We start from the raw sequence: 13,063 nt of genomic DNA, 5'->3' as shown, positions 1-13,063 counted from the left end.
GGGGAATCTAACTCTAATATTGCTACGGTTACTATTGATGTAGAATACACCATAAACCTCAATGGTTACTCGAAAAGAGATAGTGATTTCACGCAAATATTCACAACATTCTTGGTCAAAAATTACGAAAATAACGGTCAACTTATTGTTGATAAAACTCTTGATGAAAATGGAAATGATAGTAACCTAGACTTGGGTTTATTCCCAGAAGCAATTCAAAACTTTATTGTTTATAGTGAGGAAGATGATGAGTCTGGTGAGAGTTTTAGTAAGGTTCAAATGGCTACAACGGAAGGTAAGATTGATTTTGATGATGATGGTGTGACACAACTTCAAGAGGGAGCTACTCTTCGTTTTGATAAGGAGGGAGAGCCTATATTTACTGGAGTGGATGTAATGATAAAAGATATTTTCCCAGTAGATTTAGATTTGACAGTTAAATTAGTTGAACCAGATGCTCTAATCACTGAATTAGAACTAATTGATGAGAATAAAAATCCTATTGTTGAACTTGATGACTCATTTCAAGAAGAAATTATCGTTTATGAATTTATTAACAACGAGGATAATACTATTTTAGAAAAAATATTTTTGTTCACTAATAAGTTTCAAACACTAGAAGAAGTTATATTCACTGATGATTCCTTAGATCAATCGGATAAGGTTAATCTAGCGATCAACAGTTTAGACAGCATTATCGACGAGGATTTACTCAGTTTTACTGAGAATCAAAACAGTGTAACTTTTTCGTTACTGAACAACAACGATGCAATTACTGTTTTAAATGAAAAGCTTGTTGATCAGATTAAAAACAAGATAAACCTTCAAGATAATACTGGCGATTTTGTTAGCCTTGAATTTGAAGGATAATTATAAAAATAGCTGTTGTAAGAGATCCAAAACGAGATCTGGTAATATTTTTTAAGTAATCTACAGCCTACAATCAAGGACATCGGATGATATCATGTTAAAAAGCTTAATTAGGGGATTCTATTTAGGACTATTTAAAGTTAGCTTACTGACGGTTTCACTGGCTTCTATACCTGTTTCTGCACAAATCATTCCAGACAACACTCTACCTCAAAATTCCGTTGTAACTCCCCAAGGGAATATTCGACAAATTGATGGGGGAACAAGAAGCGGAAATACTTTATTTCACAGTTTTGAACGGTTCTCAGTACCAACGGGTGAAACGGCTTTTTTTAACAATGCTGTTGAGGTTCAGAATATTTTCTCTCGCGTTACCGGAAGTTCAATTTCTGAGATTAATGGTATTCTCAAAGCTAACGGTGTTGCGAATTTATTTCTGATTAACCCCAACGGGATTATTTTTGGCGAAAATGCCTCCCTTGATATTGGCGGTTCGTTTTTTGCCACAAGTGCTGACAGTATTATTTTTGCCAATGGAACAGAATTTAGAGCGACAAACCCCAACAGTCCACCGCTATTAGTTATTAACATTCCTGTTGGCTTAAGGTTTCGGGAAAATCCAGGATCTCTTGTCATTCGCTCCCGATCTACTATCATTAAAAGTGACAACATAGGTCAACAGATTACGACCAGAGGTTTACAAGTTCCGTCCGAACAAACCTTAGCTTTGGTGGGCGGAGATGTTCGTTTAGAAGGTGGAATTTTAACGGCTCCATCAGGAAGAATTGAGTTAGGAAGTGTAGCCGGAAATAGCTTTATTGGCATTAGTTTTAATTCGGAAGGATTTGCTCTAAATTACAAGAGAGTTGAGAATTTTCAAGATATTGGTTTGTCTGATTTCGCCTCAATAGAAACCACTGGAGAGCGAGGAGGAGAGATTACAATTCAAGGTAGACAAGTCAATTTAACAGGTGATTCTGCAATGATTTCTTCTACTTTGGGTTCAGGAATTGGTGGAGATATTTTCATCGTTGCTTCTGATTCTATAACGATTGAACAACAGAGTGGTTTATTTGCTGAAGTGCGTCCCAATGCAACGGGTCAGGGGGGAACAATTACCGTTGAAACCCAACGGTTAACACTCACAAACGGGGCGCAAATCTCCGCTACAACTTCGGGGTTTGGTCAAGCAGGAAATTTAGCGATCGCCGCAACCGAATCAATTGATTTGATTGGAGAAGCGCCTGACAGACAAAACCCCAGTGGTTTATTTGCGCGAGTGGAAGCGGGAGCAACGGGAAATGGAGGTAATATTAATCTCGAAACAAATCGTCTGACAATTCGGGATGGGGCGCAGATTTCAACGGACACTTTTGGTTTTGGCAATGCGGGTGATTTATTTGTAAATGCTTCAGGAGTAGAGGTCGTTGGTTCTACCGCAGATGGTCGGTTTGCGAGTGGTTTATATGCTCAGGTGGGTGAGAAAGGTACTGGAAATGGGGGCAATTTAACGATTAATACGAATCAATTAATTGTGAGTCAGGGCGCACAAATTGGCACAACGGCTCGGAATATTGGACAGGCAGGAATTTTAACAATTAATGCTAATAATTCAGTCATTTTAAGTGGAACCGCACCTGTACCCGAACCTCTCGAAGATCAAAGAAGCGGGATTTTGGTTTCTGCCGAGCCTGCATTTGAAGATGAATCAGGTAATTTAATTATTACCACTGCTGATGCTGGAGAATTAATTATAAATACCCCGGAATTAATTGTTGAAAATGGAGCGAGAATATCTGCCGATAATTTTGGGACGGGTGGCGGAAGTAATGTTAACTTAAATGTTTCTCGGTTAATTATTCGAGATGGCGGGCAAATTGGAGCGGGTTCTCTTGTCGAAGAAAATGCTATTAATAATGAACGGGGTTCGGGCGGAACGTTAACAGTAAATGCTTCTGAGTCTGTAGAAATTACAGGTACAGATACGATAGGTTCAACTGTTGAAAATAGTCGCTTATTTACCTTAGCAGAAGGCACAGGAAATGCGGGAAATTTAAACATTTTTACGCCCAATTTAACCGTTGCTAACGAAGGAGAAGTTAATGTTAGTGCAACGGGAACGGGAGAGGCGGGTAATTTAACCGTTGAAGCGAATTCAATTCGTCTGAATCAGGCAAGTCTGAGGGCAGAAACTCGTCTTGGAACTCAAGGAAATATTACCATAAATTCGCGTGAGATTCAACTGCGTCGGGGCAGTCAAATTACTACAAATTCCTTAGAAACCGGCACGGGTGGAAATATTACGATTAATAGTAATCAGTTAGTTGCAATTGAAAATAGCGATATTTCTGCCAATGCTCAAGCGGGGTTAGGGGGTCAAGTGATTATTAATGCAGATGCCGTTTTTGGAACTCAATTCCGTACTCAACAAACCTCAGCCAGTGATATTACTGCAACCTCTGAACTGGGTGCAGAATTTAGCGGAACGGTTGAATTAAATAGCGAAATTGACCCCGCTCAAGGATTAGTAGAATTGCCTCAAACGGTTGTTGATCCGGCTGCATTAATTGCTCAAGATGCCTGTAAAAAAGGTCAATATAGTTCATTTGTGAATACAGGTCGTGGGGGATTTCCACCTAGTCCTCAAGAAAGTTTACGCAGTGAAGAAACATTAGTTCCTTTAATAGAATTGCCTCCAGATATTGAGTCTCGCCGTCATCATTCACCCTCTCATAAAAGTCGAGTGCAGCGAAATATTTCCCCCAACCTCAATCAACCTATTTCGAGTTTAGATATTGTTCCGGCGAGAGGATGGATACGCAATGAGAAAGGAGAGGTGATTTTAGTCGGCTACGATCCTACAAAAACGGGGGTGATTCGTCAACGTCAACAAATTCCAAATCAGTGCGATCGCCAATCATCAAATGCCAAATATCCCCGTCTATAACCCGAAAATCCACAATTATCGGTTGCGTTTACCATACATCCAAGGTGACTGCACTCAATCAAGATAGGGCTGGAAATTCCCAACTCCATTAGGCTCGATGTGATGTAGGCTTGAACTTCCATATTGAAATCATCTTTATCGTAATTAATAATAATTCTAGAGCCATGTTCTTCACCCCATTCTCGCAAAAGTCGTTGCATAAATTGGGTAATGTGACGAGTTTTGGTTGAACTTGTATATCCATACTGTTCATCCCATTCTTCGGTTTTCCGAAATAACACATCTTCGAGTTGTACATCATTATTAATCTCTTGTGCGCTGCGAGAATCAATGCCATAATATTTGAGAACTATTGCCACACAGGTCACAACATTACAAGCACCCAAAGGATGTTCTAAGTTATTCAGTTGAGAATGATAAGGGACTTTGAAATTGAGTTGTGTATTTATAGATATCCTTCTGTCTAACACTTTTATTGTCTTCCCCATATCTGAGGCATTTGTTTCGCACAAATTGAACTGTACGAATTGACTCATCGATTGCTTGACACTGGTGGTCTTTTCCTCTAAGCTTGTACTCAAGAATCAATATTTGCGTTATCGACCTGCTACGCAAACTCTCCTAGCACAGTCAAATTAAATTGACAACTTGGCCTAAAAAGCCGTCCTAAAAGGACGGGGCTTTCAACCCAAATTTTAGGTAAAAAATAAACACGGGAGGAAGTCCGGTAGGCTGGTAGCCCCTTGAATTTATTCAGGGGCGGAAAGACGACACGAGCAACTTTAGTTGCTGTAAGATAGTAAAGAAACGACAAGTAAAACTGTACCAACTGCGGGTTGAAGTTTTCCTAGTACGGAGAAACCCCGGCAATCCGAAAGCGTAATATTGCATTATGGCTCCGAGATACAGCAACGGCAGGAAACTGAGCGTACCGAATTGGCTCTGTGTTGGAAGTGAAGAAAGTCTTCAAGCTAAAAAAGTAAACTATCCAACTTGTTTGGTGTGTTAGAGGCGATTTGACTTTGCCTATGAGTCTGACAATTTTCGGCGTCAGAAGTTCAGAAATACCCTACGGGGATTCCCCCGAATTAATTCGGGGGAGTAGTCAAATACCAGTCATGGGTTTGACTAATGGGTAAGATTAATAGGAGTTTGAGCCGTTTGAGCTTGCTGAAAAAAGCAATAAAGGCAATTAAACCTCATTCACCTTAACAATTCGTTAAGATAGAGTAACTTAGATCTTGACTCAGAGTAAAGCAACTTTATGTACAAGCGTTCTAGCATTGATTCTACAGAAATTACTTGTCGGGCTGCCGATTTAATGAGTGCAGCTTCCAATCGCTATCGCATCACAGTACAAGTCGCCAACCGAGCCAAGCGGTGTCGATACGAAGATTTTGACAGTGTAGATGATAACGTGATGAAGCCTGTCCTGCGAGCGATCATTGAAATGTCTGATGAACTGACTCAACCGGAAATTATAGTAGAACGGTAGTAAGTTAACAGAAATCTAGCTAGCCCGGAATCAATACTCAAACGTAAATTGATGTTAGCAATCATTCAATTTCCGAAGCGATGGTATCGCCCTGTACTCTTAGCGTTAGGTATCGTCCTTCTAACGATTGTAGGGAGCGCTATAGAGTCTAGTCAATTCCAGGGACTAGCTAGAGTTCGAGGGTTGACGAATGGGGTGGCGATCGCTCAACAACCCCAAACCCGAGCAGTGAGAATTCGCGATGTCTGGCAACAAGTTTATCAGCAAATGCCCGATATCCCGAAAAAAAATGAATATATCTCCCTAGAAACCGGGGAAGTCGCCTCAGACGATACATTAATCGGGCGATTGATTCGTTATCATGTTTATGTCAAAGGACGTTCTCCCCTATCTCGGTTTGATTGGAAGCTAACATTAGCCGACTATTTGGGGGTAAACGAAGGGATGTTAGACTCTCAGTATCCAGGGGCGGGTTCGTTACAACAAAATCCCCTAGATGGCGATCGTGAAACCGTGAGAAGCTTTAACCGCAAACAACGACAGGAGTTAGTGGATATCTTGGTTAATTCATTTGATCCCAACTCCTCGGAAAATGCGTCGGGTTCTCCCTCAAGTTCATCAGAAGACACCACTCAAACCTCACCCGAAGGAAGTTCGCCGTTACCGCCTATTCCAGAACCGGGAGACGCGGAATTATTGCAATTATAATTTTGTAGGGGCGGGTTCAGCCGAGATCTTTGTCTCAAAGCAAGAATTTAGATAAACCCCCCTACCCCCACCAACAGAATTAATCAACCAAACATGGTATCAGTCGATCGCATTCTGAAAACGGGAACAGGTTGGCGTCTAGGTTGGAACCCCACAGCCACAGAATATCAAGGGTTAGTGGGCGGTGAACACTGGGCGATCGAGTTAACCGCAGCAGAGTTCAATGATTTTTGTCGTCTACTCACCCAACTGAGTCACATAATCAGTCAAATGGCGAGTGAGTTGATGGACTCTGAAAAAATCGCCTGTGACGCCGAGAGTGATTTGCTCTGGATGCAGGTAGAAGGTTATCCTCACGTTTATGGTTTACAGTTTATTCTCAATACAGGGCGACGCGGCGAAGGAAGTTGGCCCCCTGAAGTCGTCTCAGAACTGATTCAAGCAACAAAAATATTGGGTGTTTACTAATTTGAGTTGATCATGTTATACTAGATAAGTCTGTCGGGGCGTAGCGCAGCTTGGTAGCGCACCACTTTGGGGTAGTGGGGGTCGTGGGTTCGAATCCCGCCGCTCCGATTTCAATCAAATCACCTCCACCAGGGAGTTTCAGACTAAGCTTCCCAGGGTTCCTCTCCAGAAAATGACTTCCACCGCCTCTCAAGGTTTCTAATTCTTCCTCAATTAAGTGTGGCTACCATCTGGCTACCCATCATTAAAAACTTAATACAAATCCATTGGAACGGATATAGACGGGTGTCAAATTGGGCAACTGCACAGTTTTCATACCATTGATGTAATGCCGCTATTTGGGGAGTCCCGTTTAAATAACCACGCTCAAAAATTTGCCCAAGATATTTCTCGTTGGGTTATCTACCGAATTTATTCTAATAAAAGTTGATTTGTTCGCTCAAGATTGGGGATGAAGTTTTCACGGAGAAGGGTAGTTTAATATTTGTAAAGGGAAACTTTCACCTCAATTTATCCCCAACTATCTCAACCCCTGAGAAACAAACGCGGCCCAATAATAAGGATGGTTGAAATATTCAGTTTTTCGGAGTTCAAACTGGGCTTTTCTTAAGGCTTCCGGGCGAATTTCTCCTCGGTTGCGGAACTGATAATAGAGTTGACAAAACTCGGCTGTCGAGTTGTCCTGCACCCGCCATAACGTACTGACAACACTTCGCGCCCCCGCAGTCAGGAAACCCCCCGCCAACGTCAAAACATCGTCGGTCATTTCCGATAAAGAAAAATTGGTTTCGCAGCAGGATAGAAACACTTCCGAAAGTTGGGGAAAACGTTGGATGAATAGGTGGGCTAAGTCTAACGTTCCGTCGGATAGGCGCAAGCCGGACTCCAGGGCGTTGCTGAGGTTGGAACTGGCGTGGTGACTGGAGTGGAGAAGATTGACCTCTCGGGCGAGTTTCAGGTAGTTGGCGACGGTGGCTTCTTCTTTTTTCAGGTGGCGGTGTTGGGGAACGCTGTAAAGTTCTGCGACTTTTTGACATTCTTCCCGGGTACAATCTAAATCGCCCGTGGCGTTTTCAACGATTCCCACAATGTTGGTTTTTACGGGTTTTCGTTGGTGGCAAAAGTCGAGGATTTGGCAACTCGGAACAACTCGAATTTGAAAGCGATCGCACAGATATTCTATTTTTGATAAATGGGGTTGAGTGGGTGTTTTGGGTTCCTCATCCATATCGAAATCAAAATCTCGATAACCCCGATGTTTGCCGGCTGAAACGGGGGTTGAGGGAGTTCGTTTTTCTGGGTCTAATTCCGAGAGGGGAAGGGCGGCGAAAGGGATTTGGTGTAGGTGGAGGTGGGGAACAATAATTAATTCTTCGATATCTTGCAGATGGTTTTCAATTAGTTGCCGAAGTTGAAGACGTTGGGAGAGTTCGGCGAGGGTGGGCTGCATTTGGTTTTTCCATTGTTCCCGGAGTTGGGTGCGTTTTTGGCGAGTTTGTTTGAGGAATTCTTGGCGATCGCGAATTGTTTCTACCGAACCATCGGTTAATGTTACTAAAACGGCAGTATCAGTAATTTGTATCAACTTAATTTCATCAAGTTGGCGGTTGAGGAGTTGGGCGGCGACGAATAATTTGGCTTGTTTGATATTAATATAGGGAATAAGCCAAGTTTCCTTAATCCAATTTTGTAGGGTTTTGAAGCCTTGTCCTTTGCAGGTGAAACAGGTGATTGACCTCTCCCCCAACCCTTCTCCACCTCTCCCCAACCCTCTCCTACGAGGAGAGGGAGCAATTGTATCTCCCCTTGCAGGGGAGATTATAGAGGGGTCGAGAGGGGAGTTAGTATCCTGATGGCGGAGGATGAAAATAAAGGTATCGTTATCAGTCGTGTAGAAGTTGAGAAGGGCGGTTTTGCGATCGCCAATTAACTTCTGCATCTGCTGGAAACTGAGGGGAGTGGGTTGGAGTTGTGCGGCTAATTCGTTATTTTCACGGCGAATACTTTCCCAAACTTGCTGCTTTTTGGCTGCTAACTGTTTAATTGTTTCGAGTTTAGCTTCGGTGGAGGCGGGAGAGGATGAACGATCTCCCATCATGTCATCTGAAGGGGAGTTAAACCGGAGGCGATCAATTTGTTGTTGTAGGTCGAGATACTCTTGAACTTGGGGCGGAATGTCGCCTCTGGAGTAGAGGTCTTTGTTGTGGAACAGGTCGGCGAGGAAGCGGGAACGGGAGCGATCGGCGTATTCGAGGGCTTTATCGTATTGTTCGAGATTAATATAGCATTGAACAATTTTAGTATATGCGTCTAGGTTATCTTCGAGAACTTGTTTACGGCGATCGTCGGTGAGGGAGGAGTTGCGAGTGAGTTCGATCGCTTGGATGGCGGGTTCGTAACCTGTAATGGCGAGTTCCCAGTTACCTTGAGTAAAGGCGATGTTGCCTAAGTTGCGTCCGGGATTAACACAGTCCTCTGGCATAGTTTTGGGAGTGGCAATTTTTAGACTATCTCGGAAGGCTTGAATAGCTTCTTCTGTCTGACCTAACTCTCCGTGTGAAGCTCCCAAATTATTCAGGGAAATAGCTTCTCCTTGGCGGTGTTTGATTAGCCGAAAGATGGTTAAAGACTTTTGGTCGAAGTCTATTGCCTTCTCGTACTGCCCGAGGGATTTGTAGGCAATGCCCAAGTTGCCGAGGGAATTCGCTTCTCTGATGCGGTTTTTGAGTTTGTAACTGCAATCATATCGTTTCGATGATTGGAAGCAAAAAATTTCGCTCAATACCTCTGAAACCTTGATTCCTTCGTAAAAGAAGATCATCTCATTTTAGGAACGGGAACGATATCTTTTCTGAAAAGCAAAACTAGAAGCATATCTTTTCCGTGAGTCTTGCAAACTTTTGATTTGAGAAGCAAAGATCAGGTATTAATACTCATGTATAATCGGCTAAGAGAAATATATGAGCAACTGTTGTGATATCGGTAAACTCATCTTTTTGTTCAAAAGACCAAACAGCAAGAACAAAAAACTGATTGGCAATTGTCTTTTGATTTTTGGGCTTGACGGCGTTTTTGATTTCTGCTAATATAAATTTTCAGTAGTAATCAATTTGCTACTTCCTAAAAATATAAGTCCCTTCTTTGTAAGTGCCGGCGTCCAAACTAGCAACTTAGATAAGAAGGGACTTGAAACCCCATGGAGAGGTATTTATGAACTACGATAGCACTGCACACGCAGTAAGTCAACTCAAATCACGACTGTCAGGACAACCGACAACGCCTCCTCGTGATCAAAGTCCCCTCACTCCCCAGGTAATCGAACTCAGACATATTTCTGAAAACGATTTACATCGACTAGAACTCATAGCAAAATTTATTGATACAGGGAAGAAAGCTACATCCCCGGTGATTCATAGAAAACTTCCTGGGTCTGTAAAACCCAAAAATGAAGCATCAACATCTGAATCCTTACGTCAACTAAGTCAGGATAACAGCAAAGGATTGTCAGTTCCCCTATTATATCGAGAGAAAACTGGAGATTATGGAGCATTTGAATATGAATTAGCCGATGGGCTGACGTTACAAGATATTATTGAAGAAAAAAAGCGAAGAAAACTTGAATTACTTGATTCATCCATCTTCAGTGACGAAAATACTCATGAGGTTCAAGATGAGCTTGAAACAACGAACGAAGAAACGGTAGCAGATATCGAGGGAAATCTGAAAGGAGATCAAGAGGCAAAAGACGTTCAGGAGAGTATTAATTCTGACTCTACTGATAATAATGACCTTGCCCAAGAAATTGCAAAGTTAAGTCAAGTTGTGGGTCGCCTGATTCAAGAAATTAAGCTCTTGAAAGTAGAGAATGAAGCACTAAAAGCCAATAATCATCATCTAGAACAAGAATTTCAGAAGAAATTTTCTGCATTAGAATCTAAGATAAATCAGCCTCGTCCCAGCAGTTCAGTAGAAGGGATGCTAGATGAGCTTTTATCAGTGTCCATTAATGGAAAGAATGGGGGAACACACTAGCACCCGATTTTTACCAAATTTGTCTGAACAATTGACAGAATAATTAGCATTAATTAAGTTAATTAATGCTAATTAGCTTCTTATTTTCTTTTAAACGCTACATTGAGGATGAAATTATGGCGAGAAGAACAGCGAAATACAATGAAAAAGATTTATTGCGTCATGTTGAAGACGGTTGTGAATATCTAACCGTAAGGTCAACGGGACGCTCTGGAATGTCTCAACGGGGGTTGGCTCGTTTCATTGACAAGCATAATACGTCAATTGTTTATTGGGTTGATAAAGTCCGAAAAGCAGATCCGATGGACAATTCACTCCCTGAACCGCTAAAACCCTTTGCTGGTAAACCTTTGACACTGATGGGCTACTCTGATCCAAGTGGTAGAGATATTCTAGAAGACATTTTCTGTGCCGCACTGATTGAATATTTTGCTCAATACGCACAGGATGCTGATAGTAACGATCAGGCGAAAAAAGCTTGTTCCTTCATTAAGTCTGTGGGAATGAGAAATTTAATTCAACTCAAAACTGGATGGAGACCTCAATGGACGGACTCGGAATTAGAAAATTTCTGGATCTCCCATCAAGAAAGAGTAACAGCTAGAACTAGATTGAAAGATAAAGACCGAGTAGAATTAATGAATGCCGTCAAAGAATGGCAAATTAAAAAGAAATGCTCTCGAAAAATTTACGCTCAGGTTCACGATGAATTAAACAAAGTTGTCCAGTCTTTAACATCCCAAGAAATCAAACGCCGGAATGGATTAGTCAAATCTGCCTTAATTCGGGATTATTACGATACAGAACCTCTTATTGATTATGGATCATTGAGTCGTGTCGCTACCAATCTAATTCGCTGTGATATTCACCCCATCGAGGCTATTAATTTAGCTGCTGCACTATATTTTTCACCTGAGCGTATTCCCCAAGAAGTACCTTTGATAGAGAATATCCATAAAGTTACTAAGCTTTTAGAAGCTAAAAGGCAGGAGCGCCAGTTAAAAAGTCAAGAAGATCAACACTATTTACCAACTTCTTCTTAGGACAAGGACGGGGATTATATTCCCGTCCTTTTGCATTTTTAATAGCAATTCATATCAAAACAGTAGCTAGATTAGCAGTGGGTATACCTTAATTACACTTAAACTGTCTTCGATTAACTCTTAAAAATATTTCTTTTTATCCCCAGGGTAGATCTTTAACTAAATGCCAATGATTATAATATAGTTTAGCATAATAAGTATCGAAAAACAAAAAAACTACTAATTTTTGTTGTTATAAAGGATTTTGCGATTTGCTGCCATTTGAAAATATTTGCCTGTTATTTGCTGCTATTTCGATGAATTTCAGGTGTTAAACTCGACATTTAATTAGAGGTAATTTTAATAAAAAGCAAGCAATAATAAAAGGGTCATTCTTTTGAGCATCGGTGATGAAACAGAAACAATTTATCCTTGTTTTTATTCTAGGATGCCTGGGGTTCTTAGGATTCCAATTGATGCAAAACTCAGTATCTGAACCCGCCACCGTGCAACTCGTCCTGCAACCCAATACGGCCGAACTGACGTCAACAACCGAAGACGTTCTCCACGTTCTTTCCCGCCGCGTCAGACCCCATCATTGGGTTGAAATTAGCATGATTTCCCAACAGGAAAACCCGGAAATTTTACTCTCCAAACAAGCCAATCGTCGGAGTATTCAACAAGTGCGATCGCAACTCGACGCCAACCCTCAAACCCCGGAATTAGAACCCATTCCCTCATCAGATACAGCCATCGTCGCCGCCATCCAACGGTTTAGCGATCGCGTAGCAGAAACCAACGGCCACCCCATCTATTTTTATCTCGTCACCGATGGAACCTCAGACCCGCAAGCGATCGCCCAACTCCGGGAAATCAGCAAAACTCTGACGCAATACAACCTAGAAACCGCCCATCTTTTCGTTCTGGGTTTGAAGCCCAAACACCGCCTATCAATGGCTGGGGGGTTTGCACCCATAGGCGATCAAGTCGAGTTTGCCAGCAACAATTACGACGAGTGGGTACAACTGCTGAGAAAATTCTAGCGCCCAAATTGCCAGCCGCCACTGCCATAGCAATGTTGCCTGATTTGTAAAAAATTAATCAATCTCAGCCCCCAATTTTTGGGGTTTGGCTGTTTCATTCTCGACCCGAAATTTTATGACCTAACCCCCCAACCCCCTTCCCTACCTCTCCCTAACCCTCTCCTAAAAGGAGAGGGAAAAGGAAAAAAGTTTTTTATTTGGAAGGAGGAGTAATTAACCAAAAAATACTCCCCTCGCGATTAATTAATAGTCCCGTCAGGGACACTTTTTCCCTCTCGATTAATAAATAGTCCCATTAGGGACACCTTTTCCCACTAACCCCCACCAACCTCCCCAATCCCCCCTTGATCCCAGGGCTGTTTCATTCTAATTTTTGGCGATCGCTAAACCTTTGATGGGGGGCAAGTTTTAGGCTCTATTTAAACAGAAAATCTCAAAACTGTTGAAATAATCCTCCTTTTCTTTACAGAGAAAGGCT

At 41.9% G+C, this 13,063-nt stretch carries 10 protein-coding genes and 1 tRNA gene; 9 read left to right on the top strand and 2 right to left on the bottom strand.

Annotated elements, in window-relative coordinates; translation table 11 throughout:
* Positions 1-870: hypothetical protein (locus VB836_RS20265; RefSeq protein WP_323221988.1), on the top strand; the 870-nt coding region annotated here is incomplete at its 5' end.
* Between the two features lie 94 nt (positions 871-964).
* Positions 965-3,817: an S-layer family protein gene (locus VB836_RS20260; protein ID WP_323221986.1), complete on the top strand. Its 2,853-nt coding sequence runs from the start codon at positions 965-967 to the stop codon at positions 3,815-3,817.
* Here the strand turns inward: VB836_RS20260 and VB836_RS20255 are convergent.
* Complete coding sequence (locus VB836_RS20255) at positions 3,772-4,353, bottom strand: hypothetical protein (RefSeq protein ID WP_323221984.1); 582 nt, start codon at positions 4,351-4,353, stop codon at positions 3,772-3,774. The two genes, VB836_RS20260 and VB836_RS20255, sit on opposite strands and share 46 nt — an antisense overlap.
* Before the next feature lie 728 nt (positions 4,354-5,081).
* Here VB836_RS20255 and VB836_RS20250 point away from each other — a divergent pair.
* From VB836_RS20250 to VB836_RS20235, 4 genes are all read left to right on the top strand, one after another.
* Positions 5,082-5,312: a DNA-directed RNA polymerase subunit omega gene (locus tag VB836_RS20250; protein ID WP_046280246.1), complete on the top strand. Its 231-nt coding sequence runs from the start codon at positions 5,082-5,084 to the stop codon at positions 5,310-5,312.
* A gap of 51 nt (positions 5,313-5,363) precedes the next feature.
* Positions 5,364-6,020, top strand: coding sequence for a hypothetical protein (locus VB836_RS20245; protein ID WP_323221982.1), 657 nt, complete (start codon positions 5,364-5,366; stop codon positions 6,018-6,020).
* A gap of 93 nt (positions 6,021-6,113) precedes the next feature.
* Positions 6,114-6,488, top strand: coding sequence for a DUF1818 family protein (locus tag VB836_RS20240; protein WP_323221980.1), 375 nt, complete (start codon positions 6,114-6,116; stop codon positions 6,486-6,488).
* Positions 6,489-6,522: 34 nt separating this feature from the next.
* Positions 6,523-6,596, top strand: a tRNA-Pro gene (locus tag VB836_RS20235).
* 412 nt (positions 6,597-7,008) lie between these two features.
* Here the strand turns inward: VB836_RS20235 and VB836_RS20230 are convergent.
* A complete protein-coding gene (locus tag VB836_RS20230) occupies positions 7,009-9,270 on the bottom strand; it encodes a CHAT domain-containing protein (protein WP_323221978.1) in 2,262 nt (753 codons plus the stop codon).
* A gap of 428 nt (positions 9,271-9,698) precedes the next feature.
* Between VB836_RS20230 and VB836_RS20225 the strand changes: the two genes are divergently transcribed.
* The 3 genes from VB836_RS20225 to VB836_RS20215 all read left to right on the top strand — a co-directional run bounded on the left by VB836_RS20225 (position 9,699) and on the right by VB836_RS20215 (position 12,585).
* Positions 9,699-10,520: a hypothetical protein gene (locus tag VB836_RS20225; RefSeq protein ID WP_323221976.1), complete on the top strand. Its 822-nt coding sequence runs from the start codon at positions 9,699-9,701 to the stop codon at positions 10,518-10,520.
* Between the two features lie 65 nt (positions 10,521-10,585).
* A complete protein-coding gene (locus VB836_RS20220) occupies positions 10,586-11,563 on the top strand; it encodes a hypothetical protein (RefSeq protein ID WP_323221974.1) in 978 nt (325 codons plus the stop codon).
* Positions 11,564-12,018: 455 nt separating this feature from the next.
* The gene (locus VB836_RS20215) at positions 12,019-12,585 is read left to right on the top strand and encodes a hypothetical protein (RefSeq protein ID WP_323221973.1); all 567 of its coding nucleotides are present in this window, start codon (positions 12,019-12,021) and stop codon (positions 12,583-12,585) included.
* Positions 12,586-13,063: the final 478 nt, after the last annotated feature.

The organism is Limnoraphis robusta BA-68 BA1, assembly GCF_034932365.1.
GTDB classification, from domain to species: domain Bacteria; phylum Cyanobacteriota; class Cyanobacteriia; order Cyanobacteriales; family Microcoleaceae; genus Capilliphycus; species Capilliphycus robustus.
This window is presented reverse-complemented; position numbering and strand designations above follow the sequence as displayed.